This window comes from Kocuria sp. SM24M-10, assembly GCF_001027955.1.
In the GTDB taxonomy this organism is placed as follows: domain Bacteria; phylum Actinomycetota; class Actinomycetes; order Actinomycetales; family Micrococcaceae; genus Kocuria; species Kocuria oceani.
Window position 1 is genome coordinate 35426 of sequence record NZ_LDNX01000147.1, and the last position, 21148, is coordinate 56573.

20 protein-coding genes are annotated in these 21148 nt (G+C 69.0%); 9 read left to right on the forward strand and 11 right to left on the reverse strand.

Annotated features, from left to right (window positions below):
* Positions 1–133: 133 nt before the first annotated feature.
* On the forward strand, positions 134–727 hold the full coding sequence (locus ABL57_RS17645) for a recombinase family protein (protein WP_047804829.1): 594 nt from the start codon (positions 134–136) through the stop codon (positions 725–727).
* A gap of 343 nt (positions 728–1070) precedes the next feature.
* On the opposite strand, the gene ABL57_RS17650 is transcribed toward ABL57_RS17645, so the two are convergent.
* The 4 genes from ABL57_RS17650 to ABL57_RS17665 form a co-directional block, all read right to left on the reverse strand.
* Entirely contained in the window at positions 1071–2363 is a 1293-nt protein-coding gene (locus tag ABL57_RS17650) for a DUF2254 domain-containing protein (protein WP_082157541.1), read from the reverse strand.
* 164 nt (positions 2364–2527) lie between these two features.
* Positions 2528–3067 (reverse strand): hypothetical protein, encoded by a 540-nt coding sequence (locus ABL57_RS17655; protein ID WP_047804786.1) that lies wholly within the window; start codon positions 3065–3067, stop codon positions 2528–2530.
* 197 nt (positions 3068–3264) lie between these two features.
* Complete coding sequence (locus tag ABL57_RS17660; RefSeq protein ID WP_047804831.1) at positions 3265–4050, reverse strand: formate/nitrite transporter family protein; 786 nt, start codon at positions 4048–4050, stop codon at positions 3265–3267.
* A 91-nt stretch (positions 4051–4141) separates the two neighbouring features.
* The gene (locus ABL57_RS17665; RefSeq protein WP_152683452.1) at positions 4142–5191 is read right to left on the reverse strand and encodes an alpha/beta fold hydrolase; all 1050 of its coding nucleotides are present in this window, start codon (positions 5189–5191) and stop codon (positions 4142–4144) included.
* A 423-nt stretch (positions 5192–5614) separates the two neighbouring features.
* Here ABL57_RS17665 and cls point away from each other — a divergent pair, with 423 nt between their 5' ends.
* Both cls and ABL57_RS17675 read left to right on the forward strand, forming a co-directional pair.
* Positions 5615–7099: a cardiolipin synthase gene (gene cls, locus ABL57_RS17670; RefSeq protein ID WP_053005109.1), complete on the forward strand. Its 1485-nt coding sequence runs from the start codon at positions 5615–5617 to the stop codon at positions 7097–7099.
* Between the two features lie 167 nt (positions 7100–7266).
* Positions 7267–7692, forward strand: coding sequence for a hypothetical protein (locus ABL57_RS17675; RefSeq protein WP_152683453.1), 426 nt, complete (start codon positions 7267–7269; stop codon positions 7690–7692).
* Positions 7693–7819: 127 nt separating this feature from the next.
* Here the strand turns inward: ABL57_RS17675 and ABL57_RS17680 are convergent, their stop codons facing one another.
* The gene (locus ABL57_RS17680) at positions 7820–8245 is read right to left on the reverse strand and encodes a hypothetical protein (protein WP_047804788.1); all 426 of its coding nucleotides are present in this window, start codon (positions 8243–8245) and stop codon (positions 7820–7822) included.
* A gap of 301 nt (positions 8246–8546) precedes the next feature.
* Here ABL57_RS17680 and ABL57_RS17685 point away from each other — a divergent pair, with 301 nt between their 5' ends.
* Complete coding sequence (locus tag ABL57_RS17685; protein ID WP_082157542.1) at positions 8547–9491, forward strand: metallophosphoesterase; 945 nt, start codon at positions 8547–8549, stop codon at positions 9489–9491.
* Between the two features lie 27 nt (positions 9492–9518).
* On the opposite strand, the gene ABL57_RS17690 is transcribed toward ABL57_RS17685, so the two are convergent.
* Positions 9519–10028: a hypothetical protein gene (locus ABL57_RS17690; RefSeq protein ID WP_047804790.1), complete on the reverse strand. Its 510-nt coding sequence runs from the start codon at positions 10026–10028 to the stop codon at positions 9519–9521.
* Positions 10029–10167: 139 nt separating this feature from the next.
* Positions 10168–10575 (reverse strand): four-helix bundle copper-binding protein, encoded by a 408-nt coding sequence (locus tag ABL57_RS17695; RefSeq protein ID WP_047804791.1) that lies wholly within the window; start codon positions 10573–10575, stop codon positions 10168–10170.
* A 255-nt stretch (positions 10576–10830) separates the two neighbouring features.
* Between ABL57_RS17695 and ABL57_RS22035 the strand changes: the two genes are divergently transcribed.
* The 5 genes from ABL57_RS22035 to ABL57_RS17720 all read left to right on the forward strand — a co-directional run bounded on the left by ABL57_RS22035 (position 10831) and on the right by ABL57_RS17720 (position 15407).
* On the forward strand, positions 10831–11487 hold the full coding sequence (locus ABL57_RS22035) for a PepSY domain-containing protein (RefSeq protein WP_152683454.1): 657 nt from the start codon (positions 10831–10833) through the stop codon (positions 11485–11487).
* A gap of 124 nt (positions 11488–11611) precedes the next feature.
* On the forward strand, positions 11612–12037 hold the full coding sequence (locus tag ABL57_RS17705) for a hypothetical protein (protein ID WP_047804793.1): 426 nt from the start codon (positions 11612–11614) through the stop codon (positions 12035–12037).
* 649 nt (positions 12038–12686) lie between these two features.
* Positions 12687–13187, forward strand: a complete 501-nt coding sequence (locus ABL57_RS22460) for a hypothetical protein (RefSeq protein WP_047804794.1) — start codon at positions 12687–12689, stop codon at positions 13185–13187.
* A 139-nt stretch (positions 13188–13326) separates the two neighbouring features.
* On the forward strand, positions 13327–14628 hold the full coding sequence (locus ABL57_RS17715) for an AI-2E family transporter (protein WP_152683455.1): 1302 nt from the start codon (positions 13327–13329) through the stop codon (positions 14626–14628).
* Positions 14629–14777: 149 nt separating this feature from the next.
* Positions 14778–15407, forward strand: coding sequence for a DUF305 domain-containing protein (locus ABL57_RS17720; protein WP_238986109.1), 630 nt, complete (start codon positions 14778–14780; stop codon positions 15405–15407).
* Positions 15408–15916: 509 nt separating this feature from the next.
* On the opposite strand, the gene istB is transcribed toward ABL57_RS17720, so the two are convergent.
* From istB to ABL57_RS17740, 4 genes are all read right to left on the reverse strand, one after another.
* Positions 15917–16702, reverse strand: coding sequence for an IS21-like element helper ATPase IstB (istB, locus tag ABL57_RS17725; protein WP_047804795.1), 786 nt, complete (start codon positions 16700–16702; stop codon positions 15917–15919).
* Positions 16702–17910: an IS21 family transposase gene (gene istA / locus ABL57_RS17730; RefSeq protein ID WP_047804796.1), complete on the reverse strand. Its 1209-nt coding sequence runs from the start codon at positions 17908–17910 to the stop codon at positions 16702–16704. The genes istB and istA overlap by 1 nt, the downstream gene beginning before the upstream one ends.
* 563 nt (positions 17911–18473) lie before the next feature.
* A complete protein-coding gene (locus tag ABL57_RS17735) occupies positions 18474–19508 on the reverse strand; it encodes a hemolysin family protein (RefSeq protein ID WP_047804797.1) in 1035 nt (344 codons plus the stop codon).
* On the reverse strand, positions 19505–20902 hold the full coding sequence (locus ABL57_RS17740; RefSeq protein ID WP_047804798.1) for a hemolysin family protein: 1398 nt from the start codon (positions 20900–20902) through the stop codon (positions 19505–19507). Before ABL57_RS17740 ends, ABL57_RS17735 begins: the two co-directional genes overlap by 4 nt.
* Positions 20903–21148 lie beyond the last annotated feature (246 nt).

Consider the following 21148-nt stretch of genomic DNA (forward strand, 5'->3'; position numbering starts at 1 on the left):
GGATGCAAGACGTCTCCTCCGGAAAATTTGCGCCCGCATGATTCCGCGGTCGAGCGTGTCTCGCATCTATGTGCTTTATCGACGCACCTTGAATTGACTATTCAACGTTGGTTGCGAGACAGATGGGGTGGACATGGGGAAGTTGATCGGGTACGGGCGGGTATCGACGCGGCAACAGGACGCGGACCGTCAAGTGTCTGACCTCCTGGCCGCCGGCGTGCGGCGCGATGATGTCTATGTCGACAGTGGAGTGTCTGGAGGGCGTACTTCGCGCCCCGCCTTCGACCGGGCGGTGGCTGCGCTCGAGCCGGAGGACACTCTGGTCATCACCACGCTGGATCGGTTGGGGCGATCGACGCAGAACATGCTGGCATTCGCCGAGGCGTTACGGGGGAGAGGTGCCGGGTTGCGGGTGCTGAACCTCGGTGGGGGAGACGTGGACACGGCGACTCCCATGGGCTCGATGGTGTTCACCGTGATGGCCGCTCTGGCGCAGATGGAGTTGGAGATCAAGCGGGAGCGGATCACCGACTCGGTGGCCAAGCGGAGGGCTGCCGGCAAGGACTTGGGCGGGCGGCGCCAGACTTTCACCGACTCGCAGATTCGCAACGCCCTCCGACTGATCGAGGGCGGGGAGCCGGCTACTCAGGTGGCTCGAGACCTCGGGATGTCCCGGGCCACCCTCTACCGGCGGATCCGGGAGCTCCCGCAGCCGACGAGCATCTGAGCCCGTCATTGCCGGTAGACACCGTGGTGCGTATGACCCACCTGAGGGGCTTTTCATCGCGCTGGGTGAACGGGCATGACAACCCTCTCTGGTTGCCCGAGCTCTGTATGGTCGCACCCGGGCCCGCTCGAGGTTCCCACGCGGGCGTTCTGTGTCCTGGGATGTGTCGCCGACACAGCGCGTGGGCGCGGTCCCCGAGGACGGCCCAAGCAGCATTCAAAGCGAGGATGCACCTGTCCGCCGGGATCGGCGCGGTCCTGGCGAGGTGCCACCTCCGTGGTTGTGGTTCTGCTCCTGCGCTGCTACCGGCGGCTGCGCCGCCTGTAGCGCGTTCCTGCCTGGCTCAGCCGCCCAACCGGGCCGCCACGTGGCGTTCCACCCGGGCGAGGTCGCGCGGGTTGGGGCCGCTGTCCCGGAGTTGGCCCAGCAGCACGTCGACATGCTCGCGCACCTGCCGCCGCACGGACGGGTGGACGCTGGCCGCCTCGATCCGGGCGGCGAGGTCGACGAGGGCCAGCAGGACGCTGACGTGCCCGGTGGCGTGGGGGCGGATCTGGTCGAAGGGCATGTCCACGATCTCGTCGAGGCCCACCACCCCGTACCGAAGGCGATGCACCCCGTCCACGACCACCGTGTTGCCGGGCAGCGGGCGGGAGACGGCTGTGACGATGCCGGACGCGACCTCCTCGATGGCGTTGACGGCGGTGTATGGGTCGTTGGTGCTCGGGGAGAGGGCGCGTACCGCGAGCTCCACAACCTGTTGCTGGGCAAACCGGACGTCCTGGTCCGCTGAGCGCGATTCGCCGATCACGACGCAGCGCCGCAACGGCTCCGCCAGCTCCTCCGCCCGGTGCTCGGGCCACACCCGGAACAGGGGCTCCTCCGCCAGGACGTGGTCGCCCACCCGCGGAACGAGCTCCACGAAGACGTCCGGCTCCTCGGCGTGCACGCGGAGCCCCTCGAAGTTCACCCCGACCAGGTAGCCGACGGCGTCCGCGCGGACCGCTCCACCACCGGCCCGGTCGCCGGACGTCCGGGCCAGCTCCTCGGGCACCTCCTCGGGGTGCCATCGCTCGATCACGTCCAGGAGGCGCCGGCGCGCACCGTGGACGAGGGTGTCCACCTGCACGGAGTCCGCGATGTGGTGGATGAAGTAGACGACCAGGGCGACGTCCGCGACCGCCATCAGCACGGCGAGGTTGACCGCCAGGTGCGGGACGAACGGCTGCGCGAGGTCGTCGGAGGCCGAGCGGATCGTCCGCAGGACCAGCAGCGTGTAGATGAAGGTGGAGACGAGCACGCCCAGCACCACCTGGTTGCCGCGGTCCGCCATGAAGTTGCGCACCAGCCGGGGCCCGTACGTGGAGCTGGCGGTGGCGATCACCGAGATGGTGATGGAGAAGGCGGTCGCGGCCACGCCGAGCATCGACCCGCCGATCGCGGAGAGCATCGACCGGGACCCGTCGATGCCGACGGCGTAGACCCAGGCGACCCACGGGGAGTCCAGGTCCTCGGGCAGCCAGCGGTCGACGGCCACGACGGACTGGGCCAGGACGACGGCGGCGAGCACGCACACGGCGGGCACGAACCAAAACTTGTTAAACACCCGGGTCCACGAGCCGGACAACTTCTTCATGGGGCCTACCCTAGATGCGCCGCTGAGGGAGCCACCTCAACCGTCCAGCACCCCGATGCCGCTGGGGTCACTCCCTGGGGGCACCATTGGCATTGTCAGTCGGTACGGTGCGGGCTTCGGTATCCGGCGGTTCTGCACCAGCGAGTACCCCGCCGGTGCGTGGGTCAGCTGCTCGGAGTCGAGTCCTGTGGCTCTGCCACGGTCACGTTGTCAGCCCGCAGGAAGGGCTGGCCGTGGTAGTAGGCCAGTTCGTCGGGGCCTGGATCTCCTCCCACGTTCTCTTCGACCACCGGGGGGTTAAACACCTCGTGGATCGTGCCGGTGACCGAGATGGTGTCTCCGGCTTCGGGGCTGGCTTCCTCCGGGTTGTAGAACACCAGCAGCGGGGCCAGGGTGGTGTCCTCGGCGCCGGTGATCGTGAAGCCCACGGGAGCGATGATGTCCTGAACCTGCCCGGTGACGATCACTTCCATGCCGCCGTAGTCCTCCCGCATATCGACGAAGGCGCTGTCGTAGGGGCCGATGTAGGGTTCCGTGGGCTCTCTGCCTTCCAGGATCCCTGGGTCCTGGGCTGTCTCCTGGACGGTGTCAGGCTCGTCGACCGAGTCCGGTGTGTTCGTGCCGCAGGAGGTGAGTCCGAGGCCGGCGACGGCGAGGGCGGCCGCGGTACTCGTGCGCAGTGTGGGGCGTCGGGACGGTGTCACGGTGAACCTCCTGCAGGTGGGCTGCCAACGGGGAATTCCGGTGGCGTGTGGATCGGCTGATCCCCGACCGTAGGCACAGGTGAGGAGCGGAAACAACGACGAGGCCGCCCACAGGCGGGACCGGCGCACATCGTGATCATCCTGTGACAGATGGGGCGGCAGACGGGGCCATGATGCCTCTGGTCGTGGCCTAAAGGTCAGTCGGAGCTGGGGGAGCTCTTGACCTGGACGGTGTGGGTGAGGGTCATCAGCAGCAGCCCGCCGACGAGGTTGCCGGCGACCGCCAGCCCGAAGTTCTGCCCCAGGTCCCCGACGGTGACGGCCGCACCGAGCCAGATCCCGAACAGCAGGTGCAGCCCGGAGACGACGACGTGGTCGAAGGGGCCCAGGGCGAGGAAGACCCCGACCAGGTAGGCCAGTACGATGCGGGCGGTGGCCGAGTCGGCGGCGTGCAGCAGGTAGGAGAGCAGGGTCAGCAGCGTGCCCGCGGCGATGGCGCGGGCGAAGGTCGCCCACCCGCTCTTGGCTGCGATCTCCTCGGCCACAGTGACGAGGACCTCGTGCGCCCCGGCCGGTAGCGCGCCCTCGACGGTGAAGATCGCAGCCATGACCGTTCCGCCCACCAGGTTGAGCACCAGCACGAGGAGCCACAGCCGTCCCAGCCGGAACCAGACCGAGGCCCCCTGTTGGTCGATGGCCGCGGCGACGGGGTCGAAGAAGTTCTCGGTGAACAGCTCGGAGCGGCCGATCACGAGGAACACCACGCCGGTGCCGAAGGCCAGGGCCCCGGCGAGTTTGCCCGGGCCGGGGCCGAAGCTGGGGGCGATGAGCTCCTCGGCCATGGACAGGGCGACGATGCCGAAGACGATGGTGACCCCGGCGATGAACCCGGTGGAGGCCTGTTCCAGGGGCGGCATGGACAGCCGTCGTGCCCCCTCGTCCTTGGCGCGGTCGTAGATCTCGTCCGGGTCCGGTGCGCTCATGAACCACACCTACTCCACCGGTTGCTCAGGGGCAATGAGCCCTCTGGTCGTTCTCCGGTGGATCGGTGAGTCGGCAGAGTCCTCACGGGACTCAGGAGGATGCGCTCGGCCGGGGGGCGGTCTCCGGGCGGTCCAGCAGCTCGGCGAGGGCATCGTTCACGGCCTGGGGGTGGGTGAGGTTGACCATGTGCCCGGCGCCGGGGACGCTCACGAAGCGGGTGCGGTCCCCGATGGTCTCGGCAAGGAACTTGCCGCGCTGCCAGGGGATGGTCCGATCGCGGTCGCCGGTGAGGACCAGTGTGGGGATGCGCCGGAAGACGCTCAGGGAATCGGTGCGGTGGTAGGCCACCATGGCCGGGTAGAAGGCGGACACCACGGACTGCTGGGTGCGGGCCAACGTGTCCTGCACCCCCGAGAAGACCTCGGGCGAGGGCGGGTCGTCGCCGAAGAGCTGCTTGAGCAACCAACGGCGCCCCCAGGGCCGGCGGAACGGAGCCACCCGGTCGATGACAGGAGCGAGAAGCCACAGCGACCAGGCCGCTGCCTGGGCCAGGCCGGCGCGCACGGCGACGTGCGCCACCCGGTCGGGCATCTCCATTCTCGGCAGGTGTCCTGCGGCTGTGGACAGCAACGCCACCCCGGTGATGCGGCCCCCGAAGAGTTCGGGGCGCTGACCGGCCAGTGAGATGACTGCCATCCCGCCCATGGAGTGGCCCACGAGCACGATCGGTCCTTCGCCCGCCTGCTGGTCGATGACTTCCCCCAGATCCTGGCCCAGCCGGCCGATGCTGGCCGAGCGGTAGGTCCTCCAGCCGCTGCGGCCGTGGCCGCGCTGGTCGAAGATCACCACCCGGGCACGCCGTTCCAGGGCCTGGCACTGGTACCGGAACTCCTGGGCGCCGGAGGCGAACCCGTGGGCGAACACCACGGTCACCGGGGCGTCGGCCCGGCCCAGGGTCTCAGTCCACAGCTCCACCCCGTCGTCGGTGCGGACCCCGGCCGGGCCGTCTGCCGTGCGGGAAACCGGAATGAGGAACCGCACAGCACCGCTGAGGGCTGCCACGGCCGCGCCGGACAGGAGCACCCACGGTGCGGTGGTCCTGCCACGGGGTACGGTCCCGCTGGTGAGCCTGCCGCTCATCCTCTTCTCCTTCTCTACAACGTGACTGGCGGAATGACTGGGTCCTCCCGGATCCACTCCGCCTGTAACTCAGGAGGAATCCACCCGGAGGCCTACGAATCGGTCGACCGGGACAGGTTGGTCGTCGTGTGGCATATCAATGAGGGCTGGCAGCCAGGTGGCCGCTCGGGGAATCCGACGGCGCCCGTCCCCGAGGCTGCCGCCCACCGATGGTGGCGACTGGTGCAATCACCACCCAGACTGACCGGCGCCAGGTCACTCGGTCAGAGACGCTTCCGGCCACGCTAGCAGCGCCGCATAAAAGTTCAGGTCCGTACCGTCCCGGCCGCTGTGTTCAGGAGCACGTCAGACAGCCGCGCGGGGAGCTTTGCTCTGCCCCGGGGAGCAGGGTGCTGCGGACGGGCGTGCCCGTAGGGTGGGCGGATGGACATTCCTCACCTGCTGTGGAACTCCGTCCCGCCCTGGGCGACGATCGCGTTCTTCGCCGTGGACCTGGTCATCCGGCTGCTGGCGCTGGGCACGATCCCGCACAACCGGCGTCCTTCGGCGGCCTGGGGCTGGCTGCTGGTGATCTTCTTCTTCCCCATCCTGGGCGGGCTGGTGTTCCTGGTCCTGGGCCGGGCCGAGCTGCCCGAGAAGCGCAAGACCAAGCAGCGCGAGGCGGCGGGGCTGGTCGACGCGCACGGCCCCGGGGCCGGTGCGCAGAAGGTTCAGGCGATGCCGGACTGGGCGCACGAGACGGTGCGGCTGAACCAGCACAACGGGGCGTTCCCCGTGGCCGGCGGGCACCGGATCGAGGTCCTCGACGACTACGACGCCTCGCTGGCCGCGATGGCCCAGACGATCCGGGGCGCGCAGCACTACGTGCACTTCGAGTTCTACATCGCCGTGGCCGATGCCACGACGGAGCCAGTGATCACCGCCCTGGAGGACGCCCACGCCCGCGGGGTCACCGTGCGGGTGCTCATCGACCACCTCGGCTCGGCCGGGTACCCCGGGTACAAGGGGCTCGTGCGCCGCCTGGGGGCGGCGGGGGTGGACTGGCGGCGGATGCTGCCGGTGCGCCCGTGGCGCGGGGAGTACCAGCGCCCGGACCTGCGCAACCACCGCAAGATCCTCGTGGTCGACGGGGAGGTGGCGTACACGGGGTCGCAGAACGTCATCGACCGCTCCTACAACAAGAAGAAGAACCGCAAGCAGGGCCTGCAGTGGATCGGGATGACGGTCCGCCTGCAGGGCCCGGCGGTGGGGCACCTGGACGCGCTGTTCGCCACGGACTGGTACTGCGAGACCGACGAGATGGTCCTGGGCGCGGACCGGGCCCCGGCGCCCAGCTCTGACGGACCCTCCCCGGGCAACCTGGTGTGCCAGGTGCTGCCCTCGGGACCGGGGCTGAGCCAGGAGTCCAACCAGCAGCTGTTCAACCACCTCTTCGCCTCCGCCCGGGAGCGGATCACGGTGTGCAGCCCCTACTTCGTGCCCGACGACTCGATGTACAACACCCTGCGCACCGCGGTGGGCCGCGGCGTGGAGGTGCACCTGTACATGGGGGAGACCTCCAACCACGCCCTGACCCACCACGCCCAGCGGTCCTTCTACGAGATGCTCATCCGCGACGGGATCCGGATCTTCCTCTACCAGGCCCCCTGGGTGCTGCACTCGAAGTTCGTGCTCATCGACGCCGCCGCCGCGGTGGTGGGTTCCTCGAACATGGACATCCGCTCGTTCGTGCTCGACCACGAGGTCAACCTCCTGGTCGTCGACCAGGACTTCGTGGCCCGCCTGGACGAGCTCGTGGACGACTACCGGGAGCACAGCCACGAACTGGAGCTGGAGGACTGGCTGTCCCGGCCCTGGTACCAGAAGTACCTCGACAACACCGCCCGGCTGACCTCCGCCCTGCAATGACCCGGGGGGACGCCCGGCGGGCGGGCGCCCAGGGTCTGACAAGGCGCCACCGACGTGCCGTCCAGGACTTCGTTATGCCGGTGTGACGGGTTTCCGGGATACGCAGGAGGCTGAGCTCCTAGGGTGGGAGGTCCAGCAGCGAACAATCCCATCGAATGGAGAACATCATGTTGACCAGCTCGAAGAAGAAGATGTTTGCTCTGCCGGCCGCGGCCGCCCTCGCCTCGGCGCTGATGGTCGGTTGCGCCGAGGAGACCCCGGTCCAGGAGGCCGAAGAGGGAGATGCCGCCGCCCAGGCGGCGATCCTCAACGAGACGGTCACGATGCAGAACGAGGTCACCGAGATCGTGGGCCCGAACCTGTTCACCGTCGGTGAGGACGACACCCCGGTCGTGGGGGTGGACGCGTCCGCCCAGGACATCCAGGACGGGGACATGGTCCAGGTCACCGGCACCGTCCGCCAGATCCTGGAGACCGACATCGAGTCCGGCTGGGGCGTCGACTTCGACGACGACGAGACGTCCTACCTCGTCGAGCGCGAGCTCGACCTCGGCGTGGTCGCCGAGGACGTCCAGGTCATCGAGCAGGACTAGACGTCCCCCGAACGACCAGGGAGCCCCTCTCACCGCTGATGCGGTGAGAGGGGCTCCCTTCGCGCATGTTCCCGTCTCCCTCCAGCCGCAGGGCAGCTGGAGGGCAATGGTCCAGAGACCGGGGTGCCTATTCGACGACGGTGACGGTGGCCTCGGTGAGGTAGAGCTCGGACTCCCGATTGACCAGATAGTTGGCGTTTCCCTCATCGGTGAGCTGGTACAGCCGCTCCCGGTCCCCGGGATCGCTGAATAGATCACCGGAGGCCACGGTGCCGGTGGCCTCGACCTCATCGCCGGGGCGCACATCGGCCGGCATGTCCGTCACGAAGACGACGGTCTGTTCATCTCCCATGGTCAGGAACTCCTCCCCGTAGATGCCCTCCACGTCATTGGTGAGGGTGATCTCCTCCCCGACCAGTTCCTCGTTGGAGACCCCGGACTGGTCCAGCTGGGTCAGTCTCGTCTCGTCCTGGCACCCGGTCAGCAACAGCGCCCCGGCCAGGCCGGCCGCGGCCAGGATCGATGCGCGGTGGGTCAGGATGCGGTGGGTCATCAGCGTGCTCCTCGGTGCTCCAGTGACGGGGTGTGCAAGGGTGGCCTGTCGTCGACCTGTGTCGTCCTACCCTAGCCACCAGGGCTGCTCAGCGGGTGGCAGCGATGGGGGCCCAGCGACGCAGCGTAGACCGCTTCGGAGCACGTCGCACCACAATTGAGGCCTGCCCTGATCCGGGGGTTGGAGCCCGTCACAGGATCCGGACCGGGGTCGCTAGGGTGGAGGGCCGGTTCGCCGGGCCCGCAGGCGCCACCGGGGGAACCTGTGCCGGAATACCCCATCCGCCCACGAGAGGACTGGAATGAACTCTTCGGCTGCCCGGGACGACTGGGCCGAGTCGGGTCGCCGGGGTCACCGGCGTGGTCGTGCCCGGACCTGGCTCATGGGCGTCGTGGCGGTGGTCATCGCCCTGGGCTTGCTCGTGACCGGCTACGGAGTGGCGATCGAGCCGCGGCTGATCCTCGACGAGGAGCGCATCCAGGCCCACATCCCCGGGCTGAGTCCGGACTGGGACGGGGCGGACGTGCTGGTGTTCTCCGATCTGCAGGTGGGGATGTGGTGGGACAACACCGGGATGATCGAGCGGGTGGTGGAGGACACCGTGGCGGCGGATCCGGCGGCGGTGCTGCTGCCCGGGGACTTCCTCTATCAGAGCGAGACCAGCATCCAGGAACGAATCCAGCACGTGACCGAGTTGCTGGAACCCCTGACCGAAGCGGAGATCCCGGTGTACGCAGTGATGGGCAACCACGACTACGCCGTCGGGGCCGTCGACGAACTCACTGCGGCCTTCGAGGAAAGCGGCATCGAGGTCCTGGCCAACGAAGCCGTCCTGATGCCCGCTCCCGGCGGCGGCCGCGGGTCAGGACTGTTCCTGGTCGGCGTCGGGCCCTCCTCGGTCGGAGAAGCCGAGCCTCAGGAAGCCCTCGACGACGTACCGGAGGCCGCACCACGGCTGGTGATGATGCACAACCCGACCACGTTCCCGGAGCTGCCTGCCGGCACCGCCCCGATGGCGGTGGCCGGGCACACCCACTGCGGCCAGATCGCCCTGCCCTGGAGCCCGGAATCCTCCTACATGGGACTGACCGAGGAGGAGGAGATCGTCGCCGACGGCTTCGCCCCGGACGGCTACGGGGCCGAGGGCAACGAGATGTTCGTGACCTGCGGGATCGGGTTCAGCCTGGCCCCGGTGCGGATCAACGCCCCGCCCCAGCTGCTGACCATCGAGCTGCACCCGGCCTGAGGCGGCCCGGTCGCCGCCCGGCCAGGACTACTCCGCGCCGAGACTGGCCTCGTCCAGGTAGGGCTGGCCGATGTGGCGGTCGTAGAAGCCGGCCTCGTTGTCCACGTCGTCCTGGTCGACCCTGGCCTGGAAGTTCGTCTGGAGGGTGCCGGTAATTTCCACGATCGCGCCTTCCTCAGCGTCGGGGAAGGCGTACTGGGCGCTGACCAGCAGCGGGTCCAGCTCGGGGTTCTCGGGGTCGATGAGGACCATCGCGGAGCGGGAGGGCACCAGGTCGGCGACCTCCCCGGTGAGGCTCACCTGCTGCCCGGCGTAGGAGGCCGCCTCTGTGCGGAAGTCCTCGTCGTAGGGCCCGGTGTAGGCGGCGGTGGTCTGCTCGCCCGGGGTCTGCTCGGGCTGGGCCGGGCTGGTCTCGGTCTCTGGGGCGGGTTCTGGGGTGTTGCTGGTGCCACAGCCGGTGCTCACCGCGGCGGTGGTGGCCAGGACCAGGGCGCCGGCCAGCTTCCGCACGCGATGACGGTGGTGGATGGTGTTCATGGTGGTCCTTCTCGTTATCGAAGCGGTGCACTGGGTGCTGGCCGAGGGACTGCCCCTCTGGGTGGTCTGCTGCTGGGCCAGCGGGCGCGGACCAGACCATGGGCCGGTTCCCCCGGGGCAGTGATGGTTGAGCCTCTAGTCAGCCCAGCGCGGTGATCAGGTCCATGCAGGCGACCTCGCACCGGCGGCAGGCCTCGGCGCAGATCCGGCAGTGCTCGTGCCGCTCCGCGTGGGCTTCGCACTCCTCCGCGCAGGCCTTGGCCACCATCCAGCAGGCCCGCAGCGCGGCCAGGTTGATGTTGACGTCGTAACCGGTGTGCCGGGAGAGGATATTGCCGGTGGCCGCGCACAGATCGGCGCAGTCCAGGTTGGTGCGCACGCACTGGGTCAGCTCCGCCACCGTGTCCTCGGACAGGCACGCGTCGGCACACGCTGTGCAGGTCTGGGCGCACTCGAAGCAGGCGGCGATGCAGGCGGCCAGCTTCACCTCGTCGACCGTCCCGAGGTCCTTCGGGTAGGACTTGAGCATCGATGGCACGTGCATCATGGTCTCGCTCCTTCGTCCGGACACAGTGGTTGTGGGTGCGATACCCGGGTCTGAGCCGGTGCACCCGGTGCCCCTCAAGGATTCGACCGTAGCCGGTTGCGCCAGGGTGGGGGAACCGCTGTGGATCCGGTTCCGGAGACTGACAGGCACTGCCCAGCAGCCTGGCGTATGGGAGGCCGAGGTTGCGGGCGATCGCGCCGCACGGTGCGGGACGATGCCTTGAAATGGCCGCTGACATGGGCAAGCATGGGAAAGATGAAGCTTGCTGATTATCGACGTCCCGTCCTGGCCGTCCTGGCCGTGTCTGCTCTGGCCCTGACCGGGTGCGGTGAAGAGGACACCACGGCCGAGGTCGTGGGCCCTGTCGCCACCGCCACGGCCACCGGAACGAGTACGGCCGAGGGGGGCATGTCCGCCACTTCCACTGCGACTCCCACGGCCACCGATGCCGCTGCGGCCACCGATTCCGCCTCAGCCGATGCTGATCCGGTGGCTGGTGCCGCCGGTGCGGCCACCGCCATCGCCACCGCCGAGGCCGCGGTGGAGAACGGTAGGGCCGTGCAGCTGGACCGTGAGGCCGAGGGCGAGAGCTGGATCGTGGGTGTGGCCTCCGGGCAGACCCGCCACGAGATCACCGTCTCGGCCGACGGTGAGGAAGTCCTCGAGCAGGGCGAGGAGATCGCCCTGACCGACGACAAGATCGCCGAACTGGACCGGGCTACCGTCACCCTCACCGAAGCCGTGGAGACCGCCTTCGGGGAGGTCGAGGGGACCCTGGCCCGCGCCGGGGACCTCGGAGAGATCAACGGCCTGCTGACCTGGGTGGTGCAGATCAACGAGACCGGCACCGGAGAGGTCCTCGACGTCGGGATCAACGCCGAGGACGGAACGGTCACCGGCGTCGGCAGCTGATCCCGGCAGGCCGACTGGCCCCCGGTCACGACGCTGACCGGGCCCGGTAACGGTCCGGGTGCGTGCAGTAATGAAGACCGCGACGACGTCGCAAAGCCAGGCAACGAATCGATCGAAGGAGCACATGATGCGGACCCGAGGACAGAAACTGGCAGCGTGGCCGGTCGCCGCCGCCTTCGCCTCCGTACTGATGGTGGGATGCGCCGAGGAGACTCCGGTGCAGGAAGCCCAGGATGAAGGCACCGAGACCGCCGCAGCCATGCTCAACGAAACGGTGACCTTCGAGAACGAGGTCACCGAGGTCCACGGCCCCAGCCTCTTCACCGTCGGCGATGAGGACACCCCTGTGGTGGGCTTCGACGCTGCCGCCGCAGGCCTCGAGGACGGGGACCGGGTGGAGGTCACTGGCACCGTGCGCCAGATCGTGCTCACCGACGTGGAGGCCTGGGGCGGCTTCGACTTCGACCAGGACGAGAACAACTACCTCGTCGAACGCGAGCTCGACCTCGGTGTGGTCGCCGAGAACGTCCAGGCGGTGCCCGAGGAGTGACCCGCCCGACACCTGCCCCGAAATCGGCCCGGGATCGGCGAAGACCTGTTCCCCACCGATCACCCGGGTAAGCCCCACGCCGGTAGGGCTCGACACATCGGCCGGGGCGGCCCCGTCGTCGGGCTGTGCCCCACAGAACGCCCACCCCGCGAGCCCGGACCCACCGTGCCCACCTCGAGGCCGTGCACCCGCAGGTGCACCAACGAACGTGGCAGACCATAGACACGGTCACCGGCACGGAGCTGGAGCGGACGAATGCGCGGTTCGTGCGCCACACCCGCGGGCCGGGACGTGGACTGAGGTGCGTGGGCTCCTTCGGCCACGACGATCTCGGCTGCTGCGCGGCCGCCGGTGACATCGCCGTCTTCACCGATCGAAGTGACCCGGGAGATCTGCCCCAGTGCGGTCAGCTCCAGGCAAGAACGGCGGCTTTCACGGGCTCAACTGCCCTTGATAAGGCATAACGATTTCCTCACGGTGCGGTCGGAAGACGCGGGGAAGGGCGGAATGTTCCTTGCATCAGGATGAACAGCTTCCTTAGGGTCGATGGGCATCAGGCCGGGGCGCTGACCGATCAGTCCCTCGGTGACAGCCACCACAACGCAGGAGGCACATCATGAGGACACGAAATCGACGCAGCACACGGGCGATGGCCGCTGGCATCGTCGCTGTGGCCGGCCTGGGGCTGGCCGGGTGCAACACCGAGGGCCCCGAGGAGGGCACCGACGTCGAGGACATCTCCGAGGGCGAGGTCCTGGAGTCCTCCCCGGCGCCGCAGGAGACGGATCCAGAGGTCGGAGTGGGCTACGTCGGGCCCTATGACCAGGCCTTCTACGACGAGAGCGAGACCTACGCCGGCCAGGAGGTCACCGTCTCGGCCGAAGTCACCGAGACGCTGTCGACGGACACCTTCGTGATCGCCGGTGCCGCTGGCACGGCGGTGGATCCGCTGTTGATCGTCGAGGAGCAGGAGATCCCGCCCCTGGATGACGGGCAGGTGGTGGAGGTGACCGGCACGGTCGCCCAGGACTTCGACATCGCCGCCACCGAGGAGGAGCTCGGTATCGACCTGGAGGACGAGCTCTACGCCGATTACGTGGGCGAGCCCTACCTCATGGCCACCAGCGGGGAGATCCTCGAGGAGGAGTGACCCGCAGCCGGCGCTGACCAGCCACCCCCAGTGGCGGTCCCGAACCGGGTGCCCAGTTCGGGACCGCCTCGCGCGCCCACCCCGCTGCCGTTCAGCGCCCCTCGGGCGTACTGAGCGATGATCGTGTCAGGATCCGCCCATGCCTTCGACAGCCCGCGGCGCGCAGCGTCCTACCGCCCCGGGGCCCGATCGTGAGCTGCCGTCGATGCACGGCAGCGCTGCGGCAGGGGTGCCTGTGGCGGTGCGGGTGGCTGCGGCCTGGTCCTGGCGGCTGCTGGTCGTGGCCGCGGGGGTGGGGGTGCTGGGCTACCTGCTCTCCACGGTCACGGTGGTGGTCGTCCCGGTGCTGCTGGCGGGCCTGCTGGCCGGGCTGCTCTTCCCCCTGACGAAGTGGGCGCGCAGCCACCGGGTGCCGGCCGGGGTGGCCGCCGGGGCCACCGTGCTGGGGCTGGTCGGGGTCGTCGTGGGGCTGCTGGTGCTGGCCGGGCAGCAGATTGTGGTCGGCTTCGCCGAGCTCTCCGGCAGCGTGGTGGCCGGCGCCGGGCAGCTGCTAGACCGGTTGCAGGACACGCCGTTGAACTTCGGCACCGCGGACCTGGAGGACTGGGTCACCGATTTCGGGGCCACTGTCCAGGACAACAGCCAGGCCCTGCTCGACGGGGCGCTGTCCTTCGGGGCCACGGCCGGGCACCTGCTCACCGGCATCCTCATCTTGCTCTTCACCCTGCTGTTCTTCCTGGCCGACGGAGAACGGATCTGGCTGTTCGTCGTCGGGCTCTTCCCGGTGCCCGCCCGCCGGGCGGTCAACGGCGCGGGCCGACACGGCTGGGAAGCTCTGGTCCAGTACGCCCGCGCCCAAGGGTTGGTGGCCGCCATCGACGCGGTGGGCATCGGCACCGGGGCCGCCCTCCTCGGGGTGCCGCTGGCTCTGCCGATCGGGATCTTGGTGTTCCTGGGTTCCTTCATCCCCATAATCGGAGCGGTGGCCACCGGGGCGGTGGCGGTGCTGGTGGCCCTGGTGGCCAACGGCACGACGAACGCGCTGCTGATGCTCGGTGTGGTGATCCTCGTCCAGCAGCTGGAGGGCAACGTGCTGCAACCGCTGATCCTGGGCAAAGCGGTGTCCCTGCACCCGCTGGCCGTGTTCCTGTCCGTGGCCACCGGCTCGATCCTCTACGGCATCGCCGGGGCGCTGTTCGCGGTGCCGGCCCTGGCGTTCGCCAACACGGTGGTGCGCTACCTCATCGACGGCACCTGGCGCACCGACGAGCAGATCGCCACCCAGCCCTACTACTACCCCTGGGAGATCCGCCGCCACGCCCGCCGCCACGAGGCCACCCGCGAGCAGGTCCTGGCGCAGCTGGAGCGCTTCCACCGGACCCGGACACTGGAACGCCGACGCACCCGCGCCCGTGGCGAGGATCGGAACGCCGCACAGTGACACATGGGCACGGCGCAGGAGGCATCCCTGGCCCCAGGGCCACGCCCGGCCCCCCCGGAGAGACCGGGGGTCTACCGTCGGTAGTACGCCATGGCCGGCCGCACCACGTTGCCGCGCCCAGCCGCGCACCGGCAGAACGGAGGAGACCCGTGCCCAGCACCAGAAACGACCAGAACCACCAGCACCAGCCAGATCAGAACCAGCACGAGGGCGATCAACAGGGCGAGCACCAGTCCCACGGGGGCCTGAAGATGTACTGGCGCTTCGGAGCGATGATCTTCACGGCCATGGTGGTGATGTACGGGACCATGTTCATCGGCTCCTGGGAGTGGAGCCACGTGCGCTGGAGCGAGAACCGGCTGTTCATGACCCTGACCATGGGCGGGACCATGGGCCTGGTCATGCTCGCCTGGATGCTGAACATGTACAAGAACACCAAGGCCAACGTGGCCGTGGTCGTGATCAGCCTCCTGCTGCTGGGCGGCGGGGCGTTCCTGGACCGCAGCCAGACCACGGTGCAGGACAGCGCCTACATGAGCTCGATGATCCCGCATCACTCGTTGGCCATCACCCGTTCCGAGCGTGCCGAGCTGGCCGACGTGCGGGTGTGCCAGCTGGCCGTGGAGATCAGTGAGGCTCAGCGGCGGGAGATCGATGAGATGAACTGGCTGATCGCCGACATCGAGGCCAACGGCGTGGCCGAGACGCCCCAGGAGGCCCAGGCCCGGCCGGTCCCCGACTACCCGGCATCCGCGCAACGCCAGTGCCCAGGGGAATGATCGGGGCCAGCTTTCCCGCAACGCGTCCGCCCTCCGAACCCAGCCCGTGCTCACAGCGCCAAGGTCTTTGACTTCTACACGCGTTCATCCGTGAAGGGACGCTTGATCATAAGGCCCGGTGAGGCGGGAAGCATGACCCGTAGTGGTGATGTTCCACGGTATATAACGGGCACTTGCGCTGCTCATGGACCGGACACCCCGGCGGGGTGCCCGCGCGTCGACTTTGAGGGCAGGTCTTTTTGTGATTGCGCATCGACGGTTGAGACCAGATGACAGGACACGGGAATCGGCCTGCGGGATTTCCCGAAATGTTTTTGAAAGGGGGCTCCCCCACCTTGTGGGGGAGCCCCCTTCTGGATCCGTGCTCCCGGGTCACGGTCCCTATTGGCGCTGTATCAGTCCATGCCATGGGAATCAGAACATCGACCGGGGCCAGCACCGGCCCCGATTGTCAACGACGGTCGAAAAGTGAGCAGTAGCGACGGTCGAAAAGTGAGCAGTTGGTGTCGCTAGTTGGTCTGGTGGGTGGTGCTGGGCAGGGAGTCGGTGCCCAGGGTCTTGAGTCGGTAGCTGGCGCCTTTGAGGGTGTGGACCTCGGCGTGGTGGACGATGCGGTCGATCATGGCCGCGGCGATGGTGACGTCGCCGAAGACCTCACCCCACCGGGCGAAGGGCAGATTGCTGGTGAGGATCAGGGAGGCCTTTTCGTAGCGGGTCGAGACGAGCTGGAAGAACAGGTTCGCGGCCTCCTGCTCGAAGGGCAGGTACCCGACCTCGTCGATGATGATCAGCCGGTAGCGGCCCAGCTTGCGCAGCTCGGCGTCCAGGCGCCCGGTGTCGTGGGCGGTCTTGAGCCGGTGCACCCAGTCCACGGCGGTGGCGTAGAGCACCCGGTGGCCCTGCTGGCAGGCGGTGATGCCCAGGGCCGTGGCCAGGTGGGTCTTGCCCGTGCCCGGGGGCCCGAGCAGGACGATGTTGCCGGCCTCGGCGAGGTACCGGCCCGAGGCCATCGCGGCGTAGTCGGTGTGGGTGATCGCCGTCTGGGCCGTGAAGTCGAAGTCCTCGGCGGTCTTGATCGCGGGGAAGCCTGCGGCGGTGATCCGCAGCCGGGCCCCGGAGGCGTTGCGGGCGGCGACCTCGCGCTCGAGCACGGCGGTCAGGTACTCCTCGTAGGACCAGTGATTGGTGCGGGCGGTGTCGGCGATCCGGGCGGCGGCCTCACGGATCCTCGGCGCCTTCAACGAGGCGGTGAGGTACTCCAGGGTCTTGGCCGTCTCGGCTGGTGTGGTGGCCATCAGGCGACCTCGATCCCGAAGGCGCGGTCGTAGTCGGCCAGATCTCGTACCAGCGGATCCGCCTCGGCGCCCGGGTGCGGGCGCTGCTGGTAGGCCCGGCGCAGCATCGCGGCGGTGGCCACGTGCGCCGGGTCGGTGACCGTGGTCGCTGACGCCCAGCAACGCGCGTGGTCGGCCACGATCCGGCCCTGGTGACGCACGAGCACCCGGTGCAGGTCGGCGGTGACCTCGACCATGGATCCGATCACGGTCGGGTCCACGGAGTAGTCGTTGCCGGCGACCCGCACGTAGTAGTCCCGGCCCAGCCGCACCCAGGTGCGGTGCCCGACGGCCGGGGCGACCGGCGGCACGGGGAGCATCGCGGCCCGATCAGCGGCGATCAGTTCCGCCGGCCGGGCGGCGATGGCCCGCACCCGCCGGGTGTTGGCGGCCATCAGCCACTGGCGCAGCTGGGCGTTGAAGTCGGCCGGGGAAGTGAAGGTGCGCCCGGGCAGGAACGAGGTCTCGAGGTAGCCGTTGGCCCTCTCCACGATGCCCTTGGATTCCGGGTCGTAGGGCTTGAGCTGCACCAGGGTTGCCGCCATCGTGCCCATGAACGCGGCCACTCCCTCGGCCGGGCGGCCCCCGCGACCGATGCCGGACTCGTTGTCCCAGACCCACCGTCGCGGCACGCCCTGGATCTGCTCGACCACCAGGTGCCACATCCCGGCCAGCAGATCACCGGTGGTGCGGGAGGGGATCATCACCGCGGTGACGAACCGTGAGGAGGAGCAGACCATCACCAGCACCGGCGGTGATCCCTGCTGAGCGTCACCCAGCGGGATCCGTGCCGGCGGGTACCACAGATCGCACTGGACCTGGTCCCCGGGCCGGTAGGACAACCGGTCCGCCGGATCGGGCGGGGCGTACTCGCTGCGGATGGCTCGAAGGTTGTCCCGGAACCAGGTGATGGACCCCGACCACCCCACCCGCTCGGCCAGCACCGTGGCCGGCATGGACGGGTGCTCGGTCAGCAGCGCCCGCACGGCCGGCTCGACATCGCTAAACGCGTTGGGCCCGGCGGACCTCTCATAGCGCGGTGGTCGGGAGGCGGCCACGGCCTTGGCGACCGTGTTCCGCGAGATCCCCAGCCGCGACGCGATCTGGGACTTCGGCACCCCCTCGGCATGCAGCCGACGGATCAACGCCCAATCTTCCACAGTGATCACACTCCAATCGTCGAGTGCTCACTTTTCGACCGTCGCATCTGCTCAGTATTCGTCCGGCGTCGACACCGATCTCAATCTAGGCCACGTTGAGAAGAGCGCCCAGTCTCCGTGGCGTTGTCCGGACCATTGAACCGGCTCCAGCGGGCCAATACCCGGAGTGGGCCCTGCCCCCAGCGGCTTCACCGATTCGGTGGCCGGGGCGCGGTCGGCATTTTGGCCAGGCGCCTGGAGTGCCCTGGTGATGCTGCTGCCCGGTGGCTGCCTCGTCGCGGATCATGCGGTACGGGACCGCGTCTGGTGCGGTCCATGCTCCTTAGCGGGCCATGGCGAGGATGCCGTGGTTCACGGCCGCCGGGGACACGGTTCCTGCGGCCGATGATCAGTTGCTGGCCACCCGCAGGATCACACCACTGCACCCTGGTCTTACACATGGCGGATCAGCGGCGGTCACCTGGAGATCTCTCTCGGACCCGGCGAAACGGATCATTCTCCGTAGAAAACAGGAGGTCGGGCCGGAAAGAGCCCAGCACGGACAGTGCCGCCCGTGCTGGGCCCCGTCGCGCTCACCTGCTGGGTTGGTCCTCCGGCGTGAGTTCCATGGGGAGCACCCGTCGCAGGACGTCGGAAAGGGTGATCACCCCGATGAACCGGCCGTCGTGCTTCACGGCCGCGAGCTGCTCCCCGGCGGCCCGGATCCGGGCCAGGGCCTCGTAGACCGGGGTGTCGGCCTCCAGGACGAACGCCGGGCGGGCCAGATCCCGGACGGGCCGCTCGGGCGGCTCGAGCAGGGTGTCACGCACGTGCACCACCCCGGGGGCGGCGCCGTCGGGGTGCTCCACGAGGATGCGCAGGTGCCCGGTCCGGGTGGCGGTCTCCTGCACGTGGGCAGCCGTGGCGCCGGCCGGCACCGTGGTCGGTGTCGTGCCCGGGGCGATGAGCGCTTCGACGGTGAGGTTCTCCAGCTCCAGGACCCCGGAGACCTGGGTGCGGAAGGAGGAGTCGAGCGCACCGACGGAGGCGGAGTGCTCCACGAGGTGCCGGATCGTGTCGGCGTCCTGTCCTCCGACGGCGGCCCGGTTCACCGGGGTGATCCCGCTGGCGGCGACCAGCCGGTTGGCGATGCCGTTGACCCACACCAGCAGCGGACGCACGACCCAGATGAAGCCGCGGGAGGGCACGCCGATGAGCTTGGCCGAGGTCTCCGGGTAGGCGATCGCCCAGGACTTGGGCGCCATCTCACCCACGACCAGGTGCAGGAAGGTCACGAACAGCAGGGAGAGGGCGAAGGCGGCGCCGTCGGCCAGCCCCTCGGGCGCACCCCAGGAGGCGAACACGGGACTCAGCCACGCGTCCACGGCCGGCTTGGTGACCGCACCCAGGGCGAAGGTGCAGGCGGTGATGCCCAGCTGCGCGCCGGCGAGCATGATGGTCAGCTCGTTGATGCCGCGCAGCGCAGCACGCGCGGAGCGGTTGGTCGCGGCCTCGGCCTCGAGCCGGTGGCGGCGGGCCCCCAGCAGGGCGAACTCGATGATGACGAAGAACGCGCTGAGCACGATCAGCAGCACGGTCACGGCGGTGACGATCAGCGGATCACTCATCGGTCCTCCTCCCGGGCAGCGTGGGTGTCGGTGGTGGCCTCGGCGGTGGTTTTCACCAGGCGTACGAGCAGCTCGCTGGGCACGTGCCGGGAGAGTTCGAGCACTTCGACGTCGAGCACCCGGTGCACGGGCTCGTCCAGGACCAGGTCGCGGGGGTCGTCGGGCAGCTCGATGCGCACCGTCTCCCCGGCGGACGGCAGCTCCCCGCGGTGGGCGATGAGCATCCCGGAGATGGTCTCGTAGTCACCGGCGGGCAGCTCGTGGCCGACGGCGCGTTGAACCTCGTCGACGTGGATGTCCCCGTCCATCCGCCAGGTGTCGTCCTGCTCGGGCGTGATGAGTGCTGGGGGTTCCTCGTCGTGTTCGTCGGTGATCTCCCCGACCAGCTCCTCGGCCAGGTCCTCCAGGGTCAGGACCCCGGCGAAGCCGCCGTACTCGTCGATGACGCAGGCCAGCTGATTGCGTGAGGCCGTGAGCTGGGCCAGGGCATCGGGCAGGGACATGAGGGTGGGCAGCACCAGCGGGGGCGCCATGAGGGTGGCCACCGTGGCGTCCTCAGGCGCGCTGCTGCGCAGCAGATCGGTGAGCTGGACGACGCCGAGGGGTTCCTCGGTCGCGGAGATCACCGGGTAGCGGGTGTGCCCGGTGGCCATCAGGGCGCGCAGTTCACTCACGGTGGTGTCCGGGGAGACGGCCCCGACCTGGGAGTGGGTGATCATGGCGTGCTCGACGTCCTGGTCGGGGAAGTCGATGATGCGGTCGATGAGCATCGACAGCTCCTCGGGCAGGTCCCCGCTTTCCCGGGAGTCGGCGACGATGCGCTCGAGGTCCTCCACGGTCGCGGTCGTGTCCACGTCGTGCACCGGTTCCACGCGCACCAGGCGCAGCAGGGCGTTGGCGGCGTGGTCGAACACCGTGATCAACCAGCCGAACAGCGCCAAGTAGATCGTGGTGGAACGGGCCAGGGCCCGGGCCATGGGCTCGGCGTTGGCGATCGCGAGGTTCTTCGGGTAGAGCTCACCGAAGATCATCTGCACGACGGCGGCCACGACCAGGGCGACCACGGTGCCCACCGAGATGCTCAACGCCGCCGGCACTCCTGTGGCGCCGAGCAGCACGCCCAGGGACTCGCCCACCAGGGGTTCGGCGACGTAGCCGATGAGCAGGCCGGTGACGGTGATGCCCAGCTGGGCCCCGGAGAGCATGAAGGAGGTGCGGCGGGTGACCTTCAGGGCCCGCTGGGCGGCCTTGTCGCCGGCCTGTGCGCGGGCGCCCAGGCGAGTGCGGTCCACCGACATGTAGGCGAACTCCTGGGCCACGAAGTACCCATTGGCGGCGATGATCACCAGGATCACGAGGATGCCCAAGAGCAGGGTGAGAGCTGCTGCGATCATCGGGGGCTCACCCCCGGGGCGGAGGAGCCGGGCAAGAGCCTGCGGCGGGGGTCAGTTGTTGCGGGGAAAGGACAACTGTCGCCCGGGTCGTCGGACGACCCGGGGTTGGCAGGCGATGGGCCCATAGCGGTGGTTCGCACACTCCGTTGATCGAGGATTCTGATGCGTCCCACAGTCTATTTGCCCCGCAGCGCCCGGACAGTGTTCCGGCACCGAACTCTGGGCTGACGCACAGGTTCGCAGGAA

Bases quoted from the DNA above. Each gene is read 5' to 3' on its own strand.
- ABL57_RS17645 (WP_047804829.1), top strand. From the start codon at position 134: ATGGGGAAGTTGATCGGGTACGGGCGGGTATCGACGCGGCAACAGGAC.
- ABL57_RS17705 (WP_047804793.1), top strand. From the start codon at position 11,612: ATGATGCGGACCCGAGGACAGAAACTGGCAGCGTGGCCGGTCGCCGCC.
- ABL57_RS17735 (WP_047804797.1), bottom strand. From the start codon at position 19,508: ATGAGTGATCCGCTGATCGTCACCGCCGTGACCGTGCTGCTGATCGTG.
- ABL57_RS17675 (WP_152683453.1), top strand. From the start codon at position 7,267: ATGTTGACCAGCTCGAAGAAGAAGATGTTTGCTCTGCCGGCCGCGGCC.
- ABL57_RS17715 (WP_152683455.1), top strand. From the start codon at position 13,327: ATGCCTTCGACAGCCCGCGGCGCGCAGCGTCCTACCGCCCCGGGGCCC.
- ABL57_RS22460 (WP_047804794.1), top strand. From the start codon at position 12,687: ATGGCCGCTGGCATCGTCGCTGTGGCCGGCCTGGGGCTGGCCGGGTGC.
- istB (WP_047804795.1), bottom strand. From the start codon at position 16,702: ATGGCCACCACACCAGCCGAGACGGCCAAGACCCTGGAGTACCTCACC.
- ABL57_RS17690 (WP_047804790.1), bottom strand. From the start codon at position 10,028: ATGAACACCATCCACCACCGTCATCGCGTGCGGAAGCTGGCCGGCGCC.
- ABL57_RS17650 (WP_082157541.1), bottom strand. From the start codon at position 2,363: ATGAAGAAGTTGTCCGGCTCGTGGACCCGGGTGTTTAACAAGTTTTGG.
- ABL57_RS22035 (WP_152683454.1), top strand. From the start codon at position 10,831: ATGAAGCTTGCTGATTATCGACGTCCCGTCCTGGCCGTCCTGGCCGTG.
- ABL57_RS17660 (WP_047804831.1), bottom strand. From the start codon at position 4,050: ATGAGCGCACCGGACCCGGACGAGATCTACGACCGCGCCAAGGACGAG.
- cls (WP_053005109.1), top strand. From the start codon at position 5,615: ATGGACATTCCTCACCTGCTGTGGAACTCCGTCCCGCCCTGGGCGACG.
- ABL57_RS17685 (WP_082157542.1), top strand. From the start codon at position 8,547: ATGAACTCTTCGGCTGCCCGGGACGACTGGGCCGAGTCGGGTCGCCGG.
- ABL57_RS17740 (WP_047804798.1), bottom strand. From the start codon at position 20,902: ATGATCGCAGCAGCTCTCACCCTGCTCTTGGGCATCCTCGTGATCCTG.
- ABL57_RS17695 (WP_047804791.1), bottom strand. From the start codon at position 10,575: ATGATGCACGTGCCATCGATGCTCAAGTCCTACCCGAAGGACCTCGGG.
- ABL57_RS17665 (WP_152683452.1), bottom strand. From the start codon at position 5,191: ATGAGCGGCAGGCTCACCAGCGGGACCGTACCCCGTGGCAGGACCACC.
- ABL57_RS17680 (WP_047804788.1), bottom strand. From the start codon at position 8,245: ATGACCCACCGCATCCTGACCCACCGCGCATCGATCCTGGCCGCGGCC.